We start from the raw sequence: 20,915 nt of genomic DNA on the forward strand, positions 1-20,915 counted from the left end.
CGATGACAGTTCAAGTTGGGGTACAATCGTATCCGTTATTTATTGATGGCAAACGGCAGCCAGCAGCTGGTGGGGAGACATTTGAGGTGTTGAATCCAGCAACAGGTGAATTAATAGCAAATGTAGCAAAAGCAGGAGAGGCGGACGTGGAAAAAGCCGTGCAATCCGCCAGAGACGCGTTTGATAAGACGGATTGGAAAGGGCTGCCCCCGAAAGAGCGTGCCAAACGACTGCATGCGATCGCCCATGAAATTAAGGTTCACGCACAAGAGCTAGTTTATCTTGAAACCGTCTCAAGTGGGGCCACCGTGCGACGAGCGGCGGCCAATGACCTAACGCTAATGGTCGATTTGTTTAAAACGATGGCGAAATTCGTGCTGGACTATCCGTTTTCAGAAACGCTTCCATCAGCCCCGTTTCCAGGCCCCTCTCATAATTTTGTCTGGCGAGAGCCGATTGGGGTGTGCGCGGCGATTACGCCTTGGAATATGCCGATGTTAATTGCTACGTGGAAAATTGCGCCGGCACTTGCCATGGGAAATACCATTGTGATCAAACCAGCCAGTTATACGCCGTTATCCACGCTTAAATTAGCAGAAATTATTTCAAAGGTTGTTCCCCCTGGCGTCATTAACGTCGTCACTGGTCCTGGGAAAGAGATAGGCGAAGCACTTGTCTCTCATCCGAAGGTAGACAAAGTAGCGTTTACGGGGTCAACAGAAGTCGGCAAAACGATTATGTCCCTTGCTTCAGGGACGATCAAGAACACAACGCTCGAGCTTGGAGGGAAATCGCCAAACATCATTCTCGAAGACGCGGACCTCGACCTCGCCATCCCAGGAAGCTTATTCGGCGTCTTTCTCCATTCGGGACAGCTGTGTGAATCAGGCACCCGCCTATTTGTGCCAGACAAGCTGCATGATGAAGTGGTGAAAAGGCTTGTTGCTCTCACAAAAACGTTGAAACCAGGAAACCCTTTGGATCAAGCCACCGATATCGGTCCCGTCATTTCGAAGAAACAAAAAGAAAGCATCCTTTCCTATATTAAGGCCGGGAAAAAAGAAGGAGCCACGCTTGTTTGCGGGGGGAAAGAACTCACCGTTCCAGGTTGTGAAGAGGGACATTTCATCGAGCCAACCATCTTTACGGATGTAACGAATGAGATGACAATTGCCAGGGAGGAAATCTTTGGCCCTGTTCTTTCTGTTATTCGTTACTCGGAAGTAGACGAAGTCGTTGAGTTGGCCAATGATACGATTTACGGACTGGCGGCAGGTATATGGACCCAGGACGTCAACCAAGCCTATGCCGTAGCTAGGAAACTTCGTGCAGGCGTCGTCTGGATCAATGACTGGCATATGTTGCGTAACGATGCGCCGTTCGGAGGCTATAAGCAAAGTGGCATCGGTCGAGAAATGGGAAAGCACTCACTGGACGCCTATACGCAGGTGAAACATGTGCACACATCCATGGTGCCTGATTTGCATAAGCGCAGTTGGTATCAAATTCTATTCTCGAACTCAGAGCAAGGGGAGGGGTGATTCATTTGCTTACAACGACACAATCGAGTTACTGGCTGCGAACGGCCATCCATAGCGGTTCAAACACAAGAGCACTCGTGCCAGATTTATTCAGGGGAATGGGGGCGAAAAGGGTCGTCCTTTTTAGCGATCGAGGATTGGAGGAGGCAGGAATTGTTGCTAAAGTGGCTGAGCTATTCCAACTGACTCCGCACGGCACCGGACCGGAGCTTGTTGGAGTCTATCTTGATATCGCCCAAGACGCCGAAAGCACTAGCGTGGATGCAGCGACACGCTACGCGAGAGAGAAGGGGGCAGATGCGCTTCTTGCGGTTGGGGGAGGGAGCGTGCTTGATACGGTCAAAGGCGTGAAATACGCTTTGTTCAAAGGGTTGACAGACATCAATGAAGCGATACCAGGCGGGTTTGTTTCCGAGTCGTTTCCCCAAGCTCAACCGATCCCGATACCGCACCTCGCGTTGCCAACCACAGCAGGCACGGGTTCGGAAGTTTCACCAATTGCAGTGATCTACAATGACGAAATCAAGCTGAAAACTACGATCATCAACCCGTTTCTTAGTGCGGATATGGCGATTCTGGACCCGGACGTAACAACGGGGCTACCACCTTTCATTACGGCCTTTACAGGAATGGATGCCCTCACTCATGCGATCGAAGCGCTTGCTTCACCAAATGCGACGGCCCTAACCGATGCGTATGCTCTGCACACCATCCGGCTGATTGAGAAAAACTTGCCTGAAGCCGTTAGCGACGGTGGGAATCTAAGCGCCAGAATGGAAATGCTGCAAGCAAGTCTAATGGGGATCACGGCCTTTAGCTTTGCCCTGAACGCCATCCCTGTTCACAATCTGGCCCATGCCTATGGCGCGATGTTCCGGATTCCACATGGTCTGGCCAATGCCGTATTTTTACCGGTCGTGATGGAATCTATACCTGAACATTATCTCCCTAAAGCAAAAGGCCTAGCGGAAGCGTTGTCTATTAAGTCAGACAATGAAGACGCTCGAGCACTGCTTGAGCTGATCATCGAAAAAATACGGATTCTTTCGGATACGATTGGGCTGCCAGCTGATTTTTCAGCGTATCATCTTTCAGAGGACGATTTAAAACGCGTCTCGCCAGCCGTTGCGTCCGATCCAGCCGCGCTGTTCTTCCCAATGCCGGAAGAATTAATTCAAGCGATTGGCGAAAGAGTCGTGCCACTGTCTGTTTAATAGAGGCTAATGGAGCTATGAAGAACGGTCATTACTGGCCGTTCTATTTTATTTTCAGTAACTTGTAATTTGCCCGCACGCCAGCCCATATAGCCACAACGAGACCGCCCAACGTGTCGGCAATCAAATCGATCATGGTGTCTTCGTTTCCCCCTCCTTGCAAGGTAAGATCAAAAAATTGATCGCCGCTAAACTCATAAATTTCCCATAGGACGCCCCCAAATACAGCAAACGAAAGCACGAAGAGAAAGACCAGCCACGGCGAAATGTGGTTGCGCGCTTCCCGGTGAACCAAGCGTTCATACAAGGCAATCCCCACAAAAGCAATCAAAGCGCCACTGATAAAATGAATGAAGGTGTCCCACCAGCCATTCCCATACCAGCCTAAAATCGAGCCAAAGTATTGGGAGCCAAGCAGGAAGAGCAAATAGGAAATAATCAATGGCAAATTGAATTGGAGTTTGGTAAAAAGGGCTAAGAGAAGGGGGATGGCCCCGCAAAGAACGCCGCCGAACGCTACTAGTGCTTTATAGGATTCTTCATGCATATAGTAATAAACACCCAAACCGACCATGAAAAGCACATAAAGCGAACTGAATACAATGACAAATTTCCGATTCACATCTGTCCCCCTTACCGTTTCATCTTTCCTATTAGGTACTTTTCTTAGTATGTGATTTCCCCATGATTTCATGAGAGGTTTTCATGGATCCTTTAAAGGAAAACAAGTGGTTCTGTTGAATGTAAAAACAGTGGGATCATTCTAAAAAGGCATTCTTTACTCAAAGCCCTGCTTGACTCGCTTCGTTTTTGTCCATGGGCAACCTGCATGAGGGGAGAGTGCCTACCTGTTACGGAGGCGAACCAATGAATAGCATATCCAATGAAGTCGTCCACACGTTTCCAATACCAGCATTGCTCATGGATACAGAAGAAGAAATTATCCAGGCCAATCGCTTATTCAAAGAAATCGTTGACCTTCCTTGTGAACACCGCCCTTTACATGGGCTCGTGACGCTTGTGAATAGAGGGGAGCACTTCTACCATGTAAAGATTCACGCGAAGACGTATCTTTTGTATGTCGTCCCTCGGCAGGATGGATATACGCTCGCTTTGCTTTGTGAAGGAATGGACTTTGATTGGCTGCTGGAGCGGATGAAAGAGTTGAACATGACGAATCGAGAACTCGACACGATCATCGAAAACTCCTTTGATGGGATTTATATAACGGATGCAAAAGGCAACACGCTCCGAACGAACTCTGCGATTGAGCGGATTACCGGGATTCCAAAAGAATACTATCACACGAAGAACATCTCCTATTTGCAAAAACGAGGAATCCTGAAAGCGTCCGTAACGGATCAAGTACTTAAAGAGGGGAAGACGGTCTCTCTTATGCAAAGAAACCGTCAAGGGAGACAAACATTGCTTACAGGAACGCCGGTTTTTAATGAGGAGGGCGAAATTGAGAAAGTCGTTACCAATTTACGCGATTTAACAGAGCTGAACCGAATGCACGAAGAGCTAAGCAGGGCGCAAACGTTAACACAGCAATACAAAGAACAGCTGGAAAAAATGAAGGCATTTTCCCTGAGGGATTCAACCATCATCGTTCGAAATCGCCGCATGGTTGAACTTTACCAACTGGCGGAGCGGCTTGCGAAAGTGAATACGACGATTCTGGTTCTTGGCGAAACTGGAGTCGGCAAGGATGTGTTCGCCCAGTACTTGTTTGCGGCAGGGCCTCGTTCACAAACAGGTGAGTTGGTCAAAGTGAACTGCGGAGCCATTCCCAAGGAATTGCTCGAATCCGAATTATTCGGCTACGAGCGAGGAGCGTTTTCAGGGGCCAATAAAACAGGGAAGAAAGGCTTGGTTGAGCTCGCAGATCAAGGCGTTCTCTTTCTAGATGAAATTGCTGAGATGCCGCTCGGTTTGCAGGTGAAACTTCTCCGGGTGCTTCAAGATAAAGAAGTTCATCGCCTTGGCAGCGTCAAACCTCGGCACATTGATGTGCAAATTGTCGCCGCGACGAACCGGGATTTAAAGAAAATGGTGGGGGACGGAACGTTTCGGGAGGATCTGTATTATCGACTGTACATTGTGCCAGTGACCATTCCTCCTTTGCGAGAACGAAGAGAAGATATTTTGCCGATTCTACAATCGCTGCTCGTGCGGTTTAATGAAAAATATGAAGTCGAAAAGAAAATCAGTTCAGCTTTGCAGCAATTTCTGTATAACTACCACTGGCCAGGAAATTTAAGAGAGATGGGCAATCTTGTGGAACGGTTAGTGCTAACCGTCGCAGAGGGTGAACTGGGACTTCATCATTTACCGGTAGAGTACCGAAACAGGGACCAAAGGGAAGGGGGTCCTCCCGTAAAAAAGGAAATCAAATCTTTAAAGCAGGTGGTCGAGGAAGCGGAATACCAGCTGCTTGCGCAAGCCGTTCAAGAGTTTAAAACCACCTATGAAATTGCAGAGCATTTAAAGACGAGCCAGGCCACGATTGTAAGGAAGCTAAATAAATACAACCTGCCAAGTCCATCTTCAACTTGACTCCATGAAGTGATCATGCATCATTCATTTTTGCATGATCACTTCATTTTTGTATGGAAAAAACCCCCTAATTCACGTGCTTCATCATTTAAAAATGAATGACCTGGGTAGGAAGAGGCCTCGAACCAGGGGGGAGTAGTTGGCACGCAACTTGCATTATTAAGAGCAGGAAGGGAAAGCGATTATAAGAAAGGGGAGTGGTTCCATGACAGAGCATCCGTTTGTTCATTCTGACATCGAAATACCGGAAATGTCCTTAAACGAAATGTTAAACCAAAGCGTGCGAACGTATACGCAACTCACGGCCATGACGTTTGCAGAGAAAACGTTTACGTACGCAGAGCTAGACGAGCTTGTAAAAAAAGTGGCGAGCGGTCTAGTGGAACGAGGAATTGGCAAAGGCGATAAAGTGGCCTTAATGTTGCCAAACTGTCCCCAGTACCCGGTAAGTTACTATGCTGCCCTGCGATGCGGTGCAACGATCGTGCAGATCAATCCGATGTACAAACCGGAAGAATTGCTGCATGTGTTAACGGACGCAGAAGTGAAAGCCATCATTATTTTGGAAACGCTTTACCCTGTTTTGAAGGCAATTGAAACAATAACGGTGCTTGAAACGGTGATTCAAGTCTCATTAACAGGAGTGTCTGATTTTGATCAATTGTTAGCGACCCCAAAAACAAATGCTCCAGATGTTGAGATCGACCCGCGTCAAGACGTTGCGGTCATTCAGTATACCGGGGGCACGACCGGTCGCTCAAAAGGGGCGATGCTCACTCATTATAATCTAGTGGCCAATACGCTTCAATCAGTGGCTACGGCGAGTGAGCAAACGAAGCTAGGGGAAGAACGAGTGCTGACGATTTCGCCTTTGTTTCATGTGTACGGAATGACAAGTGCGATGAACGTTACGTTTCATATTGGGGGGAATTTAATTTTGGTTCCTCGCTTTGAAGTCGCCGAAGTGGCAAAAATTATTGAAAACCTGAAGCCGACGACGTTTCCTGGCGTTCCGACCATGTATATGGCCTTGCTGCATTATTACAAGGAACATTCTCTTGATTTTACATCCCTTCGTTCCTGTACGAGTGGATCGGCCCCGCTGCCCGTTGAGGTGACGAATCAATTTAACACAATTACTGGTACAACCGTTGCCGAAGGGTTCGGACTTTCTGAAGCTTCTCCCGTTACGCACCGCAACCCCGTAAATGGCGTTCAGAAAGCGGGGAGCATTGGTGTGACGATCGCTAACACAGAGGCGAGTATTGTCGATATTGAGAACGGTGATGTCGAACTTGCAGTTGGAGAAGTGGGCGAATTGCGTATACGCGGGCCGCAAATTATGAAGGGGTATTACAAAATGCCAGAAGAGACCATGCGAACCCTTCAAAATGGATGGCTCTATACAGGGGATTTGGCACGTGTGGACGAAGACGGCTACTACTTTATTGTTGGACGTAAAAAAGACCTTATTCTTGCGAGCGGGTTCAATGTGTACCCGATTGAGGTCGAAGATGTGTTGTACCGGCATCCGGATGTCATGGAAGCTGCTGTGATTGGTGTTCCAGACTCCTACAGGGGGGAGACCGTGAAAGCTGTCATTGTCCGAAGAGAGGGCGCCCATCTCTCGGAAGAAGATGTGATCGCCTTTTGCCGTGAAAAAATGGCGACTTATAAAGTTCCGACGAAGGTTTCCTTTATTTCGGAAATGCCGAAAACAGCTGTCGGGAAGATTTTGAAAAGAGAGCTAGTAAAAATGGAGGCCACAAACTAGGGGGAGGAAGGTGAAGGCATGGATGTACTCATCCAGCAGCTTTTTAATGGTCTTACACTTGGTAGCGTTTACAGTCTCGTCGCCCTTGGTTTAACGCTTGTCTACGGAATTTTACACATCCCAAACTTTGCGCATGGCGCTTTGTACATGGTGGGGGGCTATGTGACGCTGATGGCGATGACCATGGTGGGCATTCCTTACGTGGTCGCCATTGCTGTCTCCATTTTAATTGTTGGGTTCTTGGCACTTCTGATGGAACGTCTTGTTTTTCATCCATTGCGGCACGCTCCTCCGATTCATGACAAGATCGCGGCCATTGGCATTCTGCTATTTTTAGAGGCATTGGTTCATCTGCTTTGGGGGGCAGAGTATCGTGCGATGCCGTCACCATTCGGTCAAGTCGTTTCATTTTTAGGGTTAACGGTCACCACACAACGCATTTTGATCATCGTAAGCGCGGTTGTCGTTATGCTCGCCCTTCATCTTTTCTTAAAGAAAACATTGACGGGGGCAGCGATTGTTGCCATGTCGCAAAACCGAGAAGGGGCGTTTCTTGTCGGCATTAACGCCAACAAAGTCGCGATGTTGACCTTCTTTATTTCCGGAGCACTAGCAGCGATTGCTGCGTCGATCGCCTCTCCGATTAACCTTGTTTATCCAGGGATGGGCCACCTCGTCATTTTGAAGGCGTTTGTAATCATCATCATTGGCGGGATGGGGAGTATTCCTGGAGCGATCGTTGGTGGCTACATTATTGGTTTTACAGAAAGTCTGGGAGCGACCTTTATTTCCAATGACTACAAGGATTTAATTGCTTTCCTCTTGCTTGTCGTTATTCTCACGGCACGGCCGAAGGGACTTTTCGTGAAGGGGGCTCACTAGCATGCCTTTTCTGAAACGTCATGGCGTCGTTCTTATTGTTCTTCTCATTGCCCTTGTTTTTCCGCTTCTGACACAGAATCAATACCATCTTCACATTTTAACGCTCGCGTTTATTTGGACAATTGCGGTTTATGGTCTCAATTTAATCGGGGGGTACACAGGACAGCTCTCACTCGCGCAGGCTGGGTTTTTCGCGATTGGTGCCTACACGCTTTCGCTTCTTACCGTGAGGGCTGAATGGCCGTTTTGGCTAGCTTTGGTAGCTGCTTGTCTTGTCACAACGTTTATCGGTGTGCTCGTTGGTTTGGTGGCGCTAAGGACAAAGGAACATTTCTTTGCCATTTACACACTCTGCGTCGGTTATATCATCTACTTGCTGATTTATCAGTGGGATGAACTCACGAATGGCGTTCGAGGAATTATTGGCATCCCGGCACCGGGGGCGATTGGTCCACTGAGCTTCGATACGCCTGCTTCTCTTTACTATCTGATGCTTGCGTTCTTAGTCCTTGTCATCTTTCTCTTTAAAAGAGTGACAGAATCCCTCGTTGGGCGTACCTATGTGGCGATTCGCAATAGCGAAGAATTGGCGCAAACGTTAGGAATCTCAACGATGAGACAAAAGCTTGTTTCGTTTGTGGTTTCGACCTTTCTAGCAGGGCTTGCAGGCGCGCTCTTTGCCTCCTTTATTCGCTTTGTCGGACCGGACATTTCCTATACCATGGTCGTCTTTGATATGTTGACGTATTTAATCGTCGGAGGCATAGGGACGCTTTTTGGACCTCTTGTCGGTACATTGCTGATTGTCACACTCACCCAGTCGCTTCAGTTCTTAGAAGACGTTCGGATGCTGGTCTTTGGTCCACTTTTGGTCGTGCTCGTTATTTTCTATCCGCGAGGTCTGGTTGGTGGGTATCTAGTATGGAAACATAAGAGAGCCGAAAAGAAGCATAGAATGAGACTCGAGAAAGTGACACAAAGTCGGGAGGAGGAGGCGTAATGCTCATTCAAACCACTGGGTTAACGAAAGCGTTCGGAGGACTGACCGCTGTGGATGAAGTTGATGTGGAAATTGAAAAAGGGAAAATCACAGCGATTATCGGTCCAAACGGGGCAGGAAAATCCACTCTTTTTAATTTGATTAGCGGCTTTCATCCGCCGACCACAGGGGAAATTCTCTATAAAGGAGAAGACATCACGAAAAAGAAAGCGCATCATATTGCTAGACTTGGGGTAGCAAGGACGTTTCAGACCACAAATTTGTTTGAGGCGGCGACCGTATTTGACAATGTTCTGATTGGGCATCGGCTCCGGACAAAGTCAGGGTTGTTTGACGCGATTTTTCATACGAAGCGGTTAAAGAAGGAGGAGCAAGCATGCCGTGACAAAGCCTATGAAGTGCTAGAATTTGTCGGACTTACCGATCAAGCGAGGCGTCTTGTGTCTGATATTTCTCAAGAAGCTAAGAAGCGTTGTGCCTTTGCCGTCGCCCTGGCCACAGACCCTGACATTGTCTTTCTAGACGAACCGGCGGCAGGCGTTAACCCAGAGGAAACCGACGGCCTTGTCGAGCTGATTCGTAAAATGGTCGATAACGGGCTGACAGTTTGCTTGATTGAACACAAGATGCAAATGATCATGGGGCTGGCCGATCACATTGTGGTGCTGAACTACGGGAAGAAAATTGCGGAAGGCACGCCTGAGGAAATTAAGCAAAACGAGGACGTCATTCAAGCCTACCTTGGAGGAGGAGGTGAAAGTCATGCTCACGCTGAGTGATGTAAGCGTGCGCTACGGGGCCTACGAAGCGTTGACGGATATTTCAATGACCGTGAAGCAGGGAGAACTCGCCTGTTTGCTAGGGGCGAACGGAGCAGGGAAAAGCACGATATTTCGAACGATTAGTGGCTTGAATAAACCTGTACGGGGACAGATCAAATGGAAGGGTCATTCCATTGGTGGGATGGCACCTAGTAAGCTCGTTACGCTTGGCATTGGGCATTGTCCAGAGGGGCGCAAGCTCTTTCCAGAGATGACGGTCTATGAAAACTTACGGATGGGGGCGTACTCGACGAAAAAAAGAGGGAAGGATCTTGCTCAAACCATGGAGGAAGTCTATGCCCTCTTTCCGATATTGGAAGAGAAGAAAAACAATCAGGCAGGGTCTTTAAGCGGGGGGCAACAACAAATGCTCGCGATTGGCCGAACGATGATGTCAAAGCCTACTCTCGTCCTTTTTGATGAACCTTCCATTGGTCTGGCACCACTTATTGTTGAGCAAGTGTTTGACGTCATCAAGACCATTAACGAGGCAGGAACGACGGTGCTACTTGCAGAACAAAACGCGAATGCTGCACTTAAAATTGCCGATCGCGGCTACGTCATTGAAGATGGCCGCATCGTGCTTGAGGGAACCAAAGACGAGTTGTTCTCAAACGATGCGATTCGAAAAGCATATATCGGTGCATAACGGTTTTCCATTAAAACATTTGGGGGCGAATGGAATGATCAAAAAAGCGGGGATGTTGCTAAGTGGTGCGGGCTTACTTGTTGTGGCGGGGTGTCTAGACTCAGGTTCAACACCGGCTGAGGGAGAGGGTAGCGAGACGGAAACACCAACATCAGGGGAAGCGGAGGTTGTCAATATCGGGTTCAGTGGTCCGATTAGTGGACCAGCGGCCTATTACGGTGAAAATACACTGAGTGGCTTAACGATGGCTGTGAACGATATCAACGAAGATGGAGGATTTGAAGTTGATGGTCAACAATATGAGCTCAACCTCGTTTCTCTCGATGACCAATATCTTCCTAATGAAACAGGTTCGAATGCCAAACGTCTTGTGCAGGAAAACGATACACCGGTGATTTTTGTTCCTCATAGTGGGGGGATTTTTGCGACGCAAGTGTTTAACGAGCAGGACGGATTTTTACTTGCAGCCTATTCAAGTGAACCAGACATTACGGCACAAGGAAATGAGTTAACGCTCCGGATCCCACCAACGTATGACGGCTATGTGGAACCGTTCTCCACGTACCTCATGGATCGCTTTGGTCCAAAAATTGCGATGCTTCCCCCTTCCACACAGTACGGGATGGACTGGGCTGAGGAGTTGGAGCCAGCCTGGGAGGAGATGGGAGGAGAGATTGTCTTTAATGGCTCGATCGACTACAGTCAAGACACTGATTTCTTTACGATTGTGACCAATGCCTTGCAAGAGGACCCCGATGTACTCTTTGTCGGTGGCGCTTCAGAACCGACAGCCCTAGTTGTTCAGCAGGCACGGGAGCTTGGCTTTGAAGGCGGCCTGCTCATTATGGATCAGGCGAAAATTGATGAGATGGCCGGTGTGCTCGGTGGAATGGAAATGCTTGAAGGAGCTGCCGGTGTCGCGCCTCTAGTCGAGACGGAGAGTGAAGGGAATCAAGAATTTATTGCTGATTATGCCGAAGAACACGATCGCGATCCAGGGTCAGAGGCCGGATATCATTACTATGCTGTCTATGCACTCGTAGAAGCGATGAAAGCAGCAGGTTCTGTGGACGATGCAGAGGCCATCCATGCTTCTTTAAACGATGGCGTTAACAATGTTCCTGAAAATAAACAGATTTACCCGGTCACTGAAGTTGAAGAAGATGGAGGTATGCATACCTTTTTACGATTCGCTTTTGTGGAGGATGGGGAAGTCATCATCCAGGACGCGGATGCCGTCGAGTGAGGAATGCGAGGTGTTGATAGGTGAATAGGAAAGCAAAAAACGGCACTTTTTCGGATCATGTCGGGTTTCGGTTTTACGAGGATGAAGAAGGAAAGGTGACGGTTGCATTAAACGTAGATGCCCATCTTTTAAATCGCATAGACACGCTCCACGGTGGAGTGCACGCAACTATGATTGACAATGTTCTTGGGGCGACGATCTTTGCTGCCACAGAGGTCCCGAGTACAACCATTCAGTTATCCGTGCACTACTTTGAGCCTGTGGCAGAGGGAGAACTGATCGCGACCGCAACGATCTTAAAGCAGAGCTATAAGCTCGTGACCGCTGAAGGAGTGATTGTCGATCAATCGGGGACGGTTGTAGCCAAAGGGATGGGCACGTTTAAGCTATTGCATGCAAAAAAAGAGTTGGTCGAATGGGCGGAGTCATAAAGGGGAAGTCGTGGGCCTGGACGGCCTACGTCTTCCTGTACGAATGAAGGGGCTATGCCAGCAAACCTAAAAAACGATTGGGGCGATTGGAATGGATTTACGCTTATCAGAAGAACAAAAAATGGTACAGAAAACGATTCGCAAGTTCGTGGAAAAAGAACTCATTCCGTTAGAAAACGAGGTGCTCCGCAATGAAATTGCAGGAAAACCAAGCCTTCCTCCCGAAAAACTAAAAGAACTGCGGGAAAAAGCGAAGCAAGCAGGGTTTTGGGGGATTAATACCCCTGCTGCCTACGGGGGAGCGGAACTTGGTCAAATGATGCTGGCGATTGTGCTGATGGAAGTATCAAAGACGTTTGTCCCGTTTAGCTTTGGAGGATCGGCTGACAACATTCTCTATCGCGCGAATGGAAAGCAGCGTGAAAAATATTTGCTTCCAACGATTAGCGGGGAGAAAAAATCGTGCTTTGCCATGACGGAACCTGGAGCGGGGTCGGATACGCAAAACATTAAAATGACAGCCGTGAAAGACGGAAACGAGTGGGTGCTTCATGGCGAGAAAACCTTCATAACGGGTGGGAACGAGGCCGATTTCGTGATGGTGATTGCAATCACGGATAAAGAGGCGCACCAGGCGACGGGGCGAGACGGCGTCACCTGCTTTATTGTCGATCGTGACATGGGCTGGAAGTCGGAATACATTCACACAATGGGAGAATGGGGGCCGGCAGCGCTTATTTTTGATCAGGTCCGTGTACCAGAAGAAAACATTCTTGGCGAGCTTCATCGAGGGTATGACCTTGGGCTTGAGTGGATCGGCTTTGCGCGCTGGATCGTTGGCGCACGTGCCGTAGGAGCAGGCGAACGCTTGCTGTCAATGGCGATTGACTATGCCAAAGAGAGGGAGACCTTTGGAAAGCCAATTGCCCAGCGTCAGGCGATTCAATGGCAGATTGCGGATTCAGCTGTAGAGATTGAAGCGGCCAAGTGGCTTGTGTTGAACGCTGCTTTTGCCCTCGATAACGGGGAGGACAACCGCCATCTTGCCTCAATGGCAAAGCTGTACGGCGCGACGATGGGCAACAACGTCGTAGACCGAGTGCTGCAAATTCACGGCGGGATGGGGTATACAAGGGAGCTGCCGATCGAAAGATGGTACCGCGAGGCCCGACTTTGGCGGATTTATGATGGAACGGATGAAATTCAGCGCATGATTATCGCACGCAATTTATTAAAAGGGCATGTGAAAGTAGGCCAGTTGGCGTAAACCTTTACTAACGAATAGGAGTGGAAAAATGAGTACGTTTACAAACAGAGTGGCATTTGTGACCGGTGGAAGTCGGGGAATTGGGCGAGGAGTGGCGAAGCGTTTGGCAGATGAGGGAGCCAAAATTGCCATCATTGATATCAATGAAGAGGCTCTTGAAGAAGCAAAGGCGTATTTCTCAAGAGAAGGCCATGATGTACTAACAAAGACAGCCAACGTCACCAGTCGAGAAGAAGTCGAGGCAGCAATGGACGAAGCACATGACACCTATGGCTCGATTGACATCCTCGTCAATAATGCAGGCGTGATTCGAGACAATATGCTCTTTAAAATGACGGATGACGATTGGCAAACCGTTATGGACGTTCATTTGCGCGGAGCTTTCAATGCGACGAAAGCCGCTCAGCGGTATATGGTGGAGCAAAAGTACGGGCGGATCGTTAACATTTCTTCTACATCCGCCCTTGGAAACCGCGGCCAGGCCAATTATTCGACAGCAAAAGCTGGACTTCAAGGATTCACGAAAACGCTCTCCATTGAATTAGGGAAGTTCGGGATTACGGCCAATGCCGTGGCCCCAGGCTTTATTGAAACGGAAATGACCAAACAAACGGCTGCACGTATTGGCATTCCGTTTGAAGAGCTTGTGAAAGCAAGCGTCGCAAAGATTCCCGTCGGCCGAAGTGGAAGGGCTGAAGACATTGCCAATGCGGTCGCCTTTTTCGCCGATGAACGATCCTCCTTCGTCAGCGGGCAAGTCATCTATGTGGCCGGTGGACCGAAAGCATAAGGAAGGAGTGGGACCGATGTTTCGAGAAACGATTGGAAACAAATCGAGGAAGGTCGTCAACAAGGTCGAGCGGGGAGCGGTGCGGACGTTTGCAGAATCGATTGGTGATCCTCACCCGATCTATGTAGATGAAGAGGTAGGGAAGGCCTCTCGATATGGGGCGAATATTGCCCCTCCAACCTTCCCACGCGTTTTCGGTTATGGGGAAATTGAAGGGCTGAAATTGCCGAGCAAAGGGCTGATCCACGGGGAGCAATCCTATCATTATACGAGACCGCTCGTCGTTGGCGAAGACATCACATGCCATGGGGAAGTGAAAGACTATCAGGAAAAAGCGGGAAGAAGTGGAACCATGGGTATCCTGACTGTAGCTAACTTTGGCGAGGATGAGGATGGCCTCCTTGTGTTTCACTCAGAGCAAGTGATCATTCTAACAGAGGCGGTTCGAAAGGGGATGACGGTATGAGTACATTGCATGCAAAGCAGGTGGGTGACGAACTTTCTCCTGTTGTACTGCCGCCCGTTTCACGTCTTGACTTAATCAAGTATGCAGGAGCATCAGGGGATTATAACCCGATTCATACGATTGATGAAGAAGCAGAGAATGCGGGGCTACCAGGCATCATTGCGCACGGCATGTGGACGATGGGCAATCTCTCCAAATTGTTCACTCCTTATTATGAAGAAGGATACATCGAGACGTATTCAATTCGGTTTAAAGGGATGGTCTTTCTGAACGACGAAATTTCCCTCAAAGCCAAATTGACCGAACGAACCGACTCACACCTTACGTTTCAAGTGACCGCATTAAAGCAAGACGGGCAAGAGGCACTTCGTGGAGATGTGGTATTTGCGCTTTTTCAGTGAATGAGAGGAGAAGAAGCGCGGAACGTATCGTAGAAACAAATGGGACGGTTGTCGTGATTAACATACGTCAGGGATTAGTCTTGTTCAAAGCCAAGTTGTAGAAACTCAACTTGGCTTTTGGGTCTTCTTGAGAGGCGAGAACTTAAGCTAAGTCAGCGAAGGAAATGATAGAGAGGAGGAGAGCAAATGGAAGAAGCTACAGTCATTGTCAGTGCGGTGAGAACACCCATTGGGAGCTACGGCGGCTCGTTGAAAGGGGTGAGTTCAGGCCATTTAGCTTCTACTGTTATGCAAGAATCGATCAATCGGGCCGGGATAGCACCAGAACAAGTGGATGAGGCAATCATGGGAGAAGTCAGGCAAACAACGGAGTCGTCCAATGTGGCCAGAGTAGCCGCGCTGCGAGCCGGAATCCCTGAATCAGCGACCGCGTATACGATAAATCGTCTATGTGCATCGGGCATGCAAGCCGTCGCATCAGCGGTTCAGCAAATTGCCTTTCATCAAGCGGATATTGTGGTCGCAGGGGGAACAGAAGGCATGAGCCGTTCTCCGATTTACCTAAGAAACTCAAGATTCGGTGGTGACAAGCCCACGTTAGTCGATTCAAATGCAGAAGCCGGCCAACAGCCTCATGAACAGTACGGTGCAGCGCTTGGGATGGGAGTAACCGCCGAGAATGTTGCCGAAAACTATGCAATTTCAAGGGAGGACCAGGATGCTTTTGCTCTTGAGAGTCAAAAACGAGCAGCAGAGGCGATACGGGCAGGAAGGTTTGAGGATGAGATTGTTCCTGTAGTTGTAAAGGAACGAAAGAAAACGTTTGTTGTGGATACAGATGAACATCCCCGCCCGCAAACGACCGTGGCAAAGTTACAGTCATTACGACCTGCATTTAAAGAAAACGGGACAATCACAGCTGGAAATGCATGTGGCCGGAACGACGGCGCCTCAGCCCTGGTGATTATGAAGGAATCCCGGGCACAAGCATTAGGTCTCAAACCGCTTGCACGCATTATGGATTGGACGACGGCTGGAGTGTCACCGAAAATCATGGGGATCGGCCCTGTCCCTGCCGTGAACAAGTTGTTAGAAAGAACATCGACACGCATGCAGGACATTGGATTTATTGAGTTAAATGAAGCGTTTGCTTCGCAAGCATTGGCGGTTATCCGAGAACTTTCTCTAGATCCGGACAGGGTGAACGTCAATGGCGGCGCCATAGCGCTAGGTCATCCGGTAGGCGCAAGTGGAGCAAGGATCATTACGACTCTTTTACACGAGATGATCAGAAGAGGAGAAGAGCGAGGGATCGCTACCTTGTGTGCTGGCGGAGGTCAAGGAATGGCGATGATGATTGAATTGGTCCAATAGTGATGTTCTCAAGACGCAAAACCCTTCGCTGTTATAGTGAAGGGTTTCTTCGGGTCATGATCTATTCTAGTTAATCTGTTGAGTGAGGATATTCATGAGTAGGTCGATTTGTGTGTTTAATTGCTCAATGATTTTCCTATCATGACTCCTGCGACGTTCGTCAGCTAGACGATGTAATTCTCTCTGAAATAAAAACCTCTCCTCCGGGGTGATCAATGAAATGTCTCCTTTAGAATGCGGCTGCTATTCTATACCTACCCCCTAAGAGGGACTCTTCAAACCCAACAATGCTTTTAAAAATGGCGTTTGGCAGTAATCGTTCGGCTTGCCTTTCGTTGCTTTGTCTTCACTCTAGCCAAATAGAACGCTCACCCATTTGACGGTTGGTATCATTCATTATATATTTAGGAAAGCGAAATAATGCGAGAATTCCATTTGGCTTCTTATATAACCCTCAGTGGCCATCGGTCGCAAAACCTCTTAAAACGCTTAAAAAATGAAGGTGATCCTCATCCGACCCGAAAAAAGAAATTTGCTCATTATGTGGTTTGCCAATTTATTCGTTAGTGCAAGCATGACCATGGTCTTGCCTTTTCTGTCCTTATATATTGATTCCTTTGGGCAGTACTCCCCGGAAGAAGTTCAGCGCTGGTCGGGGTACGTCTTTGGGGTTTCGTTTCTCGTCGCTTTTTTTGTCTCTCCTTTGTGGGGGCGGGTTGGCGATCGCTTTGGACGTAAGAAAATTCTCATCGGCACGGGTTTTGGTATCGCCATTTCCGTGTTTCTTATGGGGTATGTTGAATCCGTGGCCGCTCTTTTTATCTTGCGGGCCTTTATGGGGCTTGCAACAGGATTCATTCCTGCTTCAATGGCATTGATTAGCGCACAAAGCGATAAGCGTACGGCAGGGCAAACGCTAGGGACGTTGCAGACGGGCACCGTTTCCGGTGGTTTGCTCGGTCCTTTGTTTGGTGGACTGATTGCTGATACGGTTGGGATGCAGTTAACGTTTGTTCTTACTTCATCCGTATTGACACTAGCGACGCTCCTCGTGATTGTTGGCGTGCAAGAAGTGGTCTATGAGGAAAAAGGAGAAAGCGGACGCACGTATCATTGGAAGGAAGTCATTCGCCATATCGCCTTGCGCCCTTTGCTTTTGATGATCATGCTCATTTCCCTGATCGTGCAAGCAGCTAACTTTAGCGTCCAGCCACTGCTCGCCCTCTTTGTGAATGAGTTGACGTCTACAGAAAACATGGCCTTCCTTGCGGGAATGGCATTTTCTGTGACTGGGCTTGGCAATCTGCTGGCCACTCGCAAATGGGGGCAGGTTGGCGACCGCATTGGTCATGAGAAGATTATGCTGATTTTGCTTATTCTCTCCGGTCTGTTTTTCATCCCACAGGCGTTCGTGACTGAACTGTGGCAACTGATTGTACTGCGTTTCCTTTTCGGTATACAGGTGGGCGGCTTGATCCCATGCACCACTGCCTATATTCGTCAGGTCTGCCCTGTTTCCATGCAAGGTGAAGTATTGGGCTACAACCAAAGCTTTCGTTTTCTCGGAAATGTCATTGGACCCGTCTCTGGGGGTATCATTGCCAGCAGCTTCGGCATTCCATTCGTATTTATCGCTTCAGGTCTTCTGTTCCTTCTTGCGGCTATTGGCTTAAAGCTGCTGTTAGGGAAGAGGAAAGAAGAGCCCAGTAAGGCGAAAAAGGGAAGCGGAAAACGAGCACATAAGACGGTATGATGTCTCAGAAAGCGAGCGAGAAGGAAAAGCTAAGCTCGCTTTTATAAAATGAGAAGAAAAATCCCTTAAGAAAAGGGGAGCGGCTTGTGCTGGTTTTAGAAGCCCTATCTGTGGGCTCTTGCTACCCTCAAAGCTTCCATGATGGTAAGATGGCTGTAAGGAGGAATTAGATGAACCGCTATAGCAAACCGCTCTTTTTAACCGCTGCCATCTTCGGGCTCTTCGGTGCGATGATGGGCGGACATATGGCTGGAGCTGGCTCGTATGCACTCCGGCCTGTGCATGCCCATATGCTCGTTGTAGGTTGGCTCTCTTTGTTTAGTTGGGGTGTGTATTATCAGCTGTTTAAAGTGTCAGACGGGCTAGCCAAGTGGCAAAGCAGTCTGGCGATTATTGGTACCGTTTCCTTAGTTTTAGGGATGTGGGTCCATTTAGCTGGAGCTTTGGAACAACTGCCAAACGTATTGACGCTGATCATTTACATCGGCGGAGGGACCGTGTTGATCGCCAGTTACTTTCTATTTTTACTAATTGTGATCAAGCAAAAAAGGGAGTGAAGAGCAAAGGGATTGTTGCTTCTATAGAAAATTCCAGTAGGCTTTCTTTTCGAAAAGCGTGACTCATTTGACGATACCGCGCTATACTGGTCTTAGAATTGTTGCAGAGGAGGATAAGCTATATGTACATAACAAATGAAAGAATCCAGTCGGCGTATCGTAAGCTAGCAGAAGATTCGCAGGTCAGAAAGGCGCTTTCCTTTCTTGAAGCTGATGCAGAGCAAACCTTACGTGAACAAATTCGGTTTGCTGAAATTCCCGCGCCCCCGTTTTTGGAAGAAGTACGGGCTACTGAACTGAAGATCCAGTTGCAGGAGCTAGGGTTGGAGGACGTTCAGCAAGATTTGCAGGGCAATGTCTTCGGTCTACGGAAAGGAACAGGAAGCGGACCGACGCTTTTTGTGAGTGCGCATATTGATAGCGTCTTTTCGGCCGAGACGGAGACGAACGTGACGGAAAGAGATGGGATCTACTATGGCCCAGGAATCACAGATGATGCCCGTGGATTGGCGGCGCTGCTTTCCATTGTCCGTGCGTTTAATGAAAGTGGGATCGAGACGCACGGCGACCTGGTGTTTGGAGGAACAGTGGGGGAGGAAGGGCCAGGCGACTTGCGAGGCGTTAAAGCCTTTTTCACCGAACAAACTAATGTCGATGGCTTCATTTCCATTGATGCGGTTTCTCCAGAAGCGATTGTCTATAAAGGAACTGGCAGTTATCGCTACGAAGTGACCTACTCAGCACCAGGAGGTCACAGCTTCCAAGCATTTGGTACTCCTAGCGCTGTTCACGCAGCAGGACGTGCGACGGCCAAGGTGGCTGGGCTTACGCCACCCAAGGAGCCCAAGACAACGTTCAATGTTGGCGTCATTGAAGGTGGAACAATTCCAACGGCGATCGCTGAATCGTGCACGCTTTATGTAGATATCCGCTCCAATGGCCTCGCCGAGTTAGAGGCATTGGATGGGCAAGTGAGGCAACTGTTTACGGAAGCGGCTGAGGAAGAGAATGCCCACTTTGGCTATAGCGAAAAGGACGGCGTGCAGGTGTTGATCGAGAAAAAAGGGGACCGCCCAGTAGGCGCTCAACCAAAAGACGCCTCCTGTGTGCAAACAGCGTGGCAGGCCACGAAGGCGCTTGGACTCACGCCTTCGCTTGCGGATGCCATCAGCACGGACGCCAACTATCCAATCAGCATTGGCATCCCTGCGCTTACCCTTGGAGCAGGCGGGGAAACAGGCGCCACCCACTCACTAGATGAATGGTATGACCCAACGGACGGGCACCTCGGACCTCAACGAATTTTTCTGACCATTCTCGGGCTCGTCGGGGCTTTAGACATTGAACCACAACTTGCCAAACAGATCTAGGAGAAACGAGGAGGCGGGGGCTGTGAATACCTCAATTGGAAAAATCGCTTCATTCGCCCTTGCCTTGGCGCTTTTAATCTGGCTTTTGCGTTCGGAATGGTTTGCGGTTCTTAACTCGGACAATATGACGATGGTTGAATTCGCCGAGACAAAGGGATTCCCGGCCCTAATGCTTGCTTCTCTCATGTTGATGATGGTCCAAAATCTAGCGACGGTTGTGCCACTGGCATTAATTGTCGTGTTAAATGTGCTTCTTTTTGGTTTTTTGTACGGCTACCTTTGGAGCTGGCTGACAAGCATGGCCGCTAGTCTACTGGCTTTTTATTTGTACAGGTACTGGCTCTTTGCTCTTGTCTCATCAAAGGTTAACAAAACGTGGCGGCGGAAGATGGAGAAAAACGGCTTTTTGTATGTCTTTTTTGCGAGGCTGATACCGGTTATGCCCACTAGCCTCATTAATCTCGTGGCAGGAGCGAGCTCAATCTCTGGCAGGCATTACTTTTTAGCGACGGCGCTTGGAAATATGATTTATCTTTTGGTTTTAAGTTTCGTCATCAATGGACTCTTCTCCGCAGAGCTTGAGGCATTCGTGCTGGCCTGCTTTCTGATTGTAGCGGGAGGGGTCGTTATGGGTGTGAGGGCACGGACGCAAAAACGCAGCAGGAAGCAGCCACGCTAGTTTAAGGTTAGCGTGGCTTTCTCTAGCTGCGGCGGGTAGAAGCGTCTCCAACATTCTCGCTTCTGTGCAACCCGCCTGCGCTTTTCGAATTGTTTGGCAACGTTGGAACGTAATGTGTCTCCCTTTGTTTGCTTTTCTTTT

20 protein-coding genes are annotated in these 20,915 nt (G+C 48.8%); 19 read left to right on the top strand and 1 reads right to left on the bottom strand.

Annotated features, from left to right (window positions below; translation table 11 throughout):
• The first annotated feature begins 2 nt into the window (after window positions 1-2).
• Together AVZ68_RS12685 and AVZ68_RS12690 are read left to right on the top strand one after the other, a co-directional pair.
• Window positions 3-1,541, top strand: a complete 1,539-nt coding sequence (locus tag AVZ68_RS12685; RefSeq protein ID WP_059104933.1) for an aldehyde dehydrogenase family protein — start codon at window positions 3-5, stop codon at window positions 1,539-1,541.
• A gap of 5 nt (window positions 1,542-1,546) precedes the next feature.
• Window positions 1,547-2,755: an iron-containing alcohol dehydrogenase gene (locus AVZ68_RS12690; protein ID WP_059105014.1), complete on the top strand. Its 1,209-nt coding sequence runs from the start codon at window positions 1,547-1,549 to the stop codon at window positions 2,753-2,755.
• 43 nt (window positions 2,756-2,798) lie between these two features.
• On the opposite strand, the gene AVZ68_RS12695 is transcribed toward AVZ68_RS12690, so the two are convergent.
• Window positions 2,799-3,377: a DUF2238 domain-containing protein gene (locus tag AVZ68_RS12695; RefSeq protein ID WP_059104934.1), complete on the bottom strand. Its 579-nt coding sequence runs from the start codon at window positions 3,375-3,377 to the stop codon at window positions 2,799-2,801.
• Between the two features lie 245 nt (window positions 3,378-3,622).
• Here AVZ68_RS12695 and AVZ68_RS12700 point away from each other — a divergent pair, with 245 nt between their 5' ends.
• The 17 genes from AVZ68_RS12700 (at window position 3,623) to AVZ68_RS12780 (ending at window position 20,774) form a co-directional block, all read left to right on the top strand.
• On the top strand, window positions 3,623-5,314 hold the full coding sequence (locus AVZ68_RS12700; RefSeq protein WP_059104935.1) for a sigma-54 interaction domain-containing protein: 1,692 nt from the start codon (window positions 3,623-3,625) through the stop codon (window positions 5,312-5,314).
• Window positions 5,315-5,519: 205 nt separating this feature from the next.
• Window positions 5,520-7,088, top strand: a complete 1,569-nt coding sequence (locus AVZ68_RS12705; RefSeq protein ID WP_059104936.1) for a long-chain-fatty-acid--CoA ligase — start codon at window positions 5,520-5,522, stop codon at window positions 7,086-7,088.
• An 18-nt stretch (window positions 7,089-7,106) separates the two neighbouring features.
• Window positions 7,107-7,970, top strand: a complete 864-nt coding sequence (locus tag AVZ68_RS12710) for a branched-chain amino acid ABC transporter permease (RefSeq protein WP_059104937.1) — start codon at window positions 7,107-7,109, stop codon at window positions 7,968-7,970.
• A gap of 1 nt (window position 7,971) precedes the next feature.
• A complete protein-coding gene (locus AVZ68_RS12715; RefSeq protein ID WP_059104938.1) occupies window positions 7,972-8,970 on the top strand; it encodes a branched-chain amino acid ABC transporter permease in 999 nt (332 codons plus the stop codon).
• Complete coding sequence (locus AVZ68_RS12720; RefSeq protein ID WP_059104939.1) at window positions 8,970-9,749, top strand: ABC transporter ATP-binding protein; 780 nt, start codon at window positions 8,970-8,972, stop codon at window positions 9,747-9,749. Before AVZ68_RS12715 ends, AVZ68_RS12720 begins: the two co-directional genes overlap by 1 nt.
• On the top strand, window positions 9,733-10,440 hold the full coding sequence (locus AVZ68_RS12725) for an ABC transporter ATP-binding protein (RefSeq protein ID WP_059104940.1): 708 nt from the start codon (window positions 9,733-9,735) through the stop codon (window positions 10,438-10,440). The genes AVZ68_RS12720 and AVZ68_RS12725 overlap by 17 nt, the downstream gene beginning before the upstream one ends.
• Before the next feature lie 34 nt (window positions 10,441-10,474).
• A complete protein-coding gene (locus tag AVZ68_RS12730; protein ID WP_059104941.1) occupies window positions 10,475-11,686 on the top strand; it encodes an ABC transporter substrate-binding protein in 1,212 nt (403 codons plus the stop codon).
• 20 nt (window positions 11,687-11,706) lie between these two features.
• On the top strand, window positions 11,707-12,117 hold the full coding sequence (locus AVZ68_RS12735) for a PaaI family thioesterase (RefSeq protein WP_059104942.1): 411 nt from the start codon (window positions 11,707-11,709) through the stop codon (window positions 12,115-12,117).
• A 91-nt stretch (window positions 12,118-12,208) separates the two neighbouring features.
• The gene (locus AVZ68_RS12740) at window positions 12,209-13,384 is read left to right on the top strand and encodes an acyl-CoA dehydrogenase family protein (protein WP_059104943.1); all 1,176 of its coding nucleotides are present in this window, start codon (window positions 12,209-12,211) and stop codon (window positions 13,382-13,384) included.
• 28 nt (window positions 13,385-13,412) lie between these two features.
• Entirely contained in the window at window positions 13,413-14,174 is a 762-nt protein-coding gene (gene fabG, locus AVZ68_RS12745) for a 3-oxoacyl-ACP reductase FabG (protein ID WP_059104944.1), read from the top strand.
• A 16-nt stretch (window positions 14,175-14,190) separates the two neighbouring features.
• Window positions 14,191-14,640: a MaoC family dehydratase N-terminal domain-containing protein gene (locus AVZ68_RS12750; protein WP_059104945.1), complete on the top strand. Its 450-nt coding sequence runs from the start codon at window positions 14,191-14,193 to the stop codon at window positions 14,638-14,640.
• Complete coding sequence (locus tag AVZ68_RS12755) at window positions 14,637-15,041, top strand: MaoC/PaaZ C-terminal domain-containing protein (RefSeq protein ID WP_059104946.1); 405 nt, start codon at window positions 14,637-14,639, stop codon at window positions 15,039-15,041. Before AVZ68_RS12750 ends, AVZ68_RS12755 begins: the two co-directional genes overlap by 4 nt.
• A 186-nt stretch (window positions 15,042-15,227) precedes the next feature.
• Window positions 15,228-16,415, top strand: a complete 1,188-nt coding sequence (locus AVZ68_RS12760) for a thiolase family protein (RefSeq protein WP_059104947.1) — start codon at window positions 15,228-15,230, stop codon at window positions 16,413-16,415.
• A 541-nt stretch (window positions 16,416-16,956) separates the two neighbouring features.
• Window positions 16,957-18,168, top strand: a complete 1,212-nt coding sequence (locus AVZ68_RS12765) for an MFS transporter (protein ID WP_059104948.1) — start codon at window positions 16,957-16,959, stop codon at window positions 18,166-18,168.
• A gap of 170 nt (window positions 18,169-18,338) precedes the next feature.
• On the top strand, window positions 18,339-18,725 hold the full coding sequence (locus AVZ68_RS12770) for a hypothetical protein (protein ID WP_059104949.1): 387 nt from the start codon (window positions 18,339-18,341) through the stop codon (window positions 18,723-18,725).
• 122 nt (window positions 18,726-18,847) lie between these two features.
• Window positions 18,848-20,095 (top strand): M20/M25/M40 family metallo-hydrolase, encoded by a 1,248-nt coding sequence (locus AVZ68_RS12775; RefSeq protein WP_059104950.1) that lies wholly within the window; start codon window positions 18,848-18,850, stop codon window positions 20,093-20,095.
• A 22-nt stretch (window positions 20,096-20,117) separates the two neighbouring features.
• Complete coding sequence (locus AVZ68_RS12780; RefSeq protein ID WP_059104951.1) at window positions 20,118-20,774, top strand: TVP38/TMEM64 family protein; 657 nt, start codon at window positions 20,118-20,120, stop codon at window positions 20,772-20,774.
• Window positions 20,775-20,915 lie beyond the last annotated feature (141 nt).

Origin of the sequence: Shouchella shacheensis, assembly GCF_001484965.1 — a bacterium.
Classification (GTDB): domain Bacteria; phylum Bacillota; class Bacilli; order Bacillales; family Bacillaceae_D; genus Shouchella; species Shouchella shacheensis.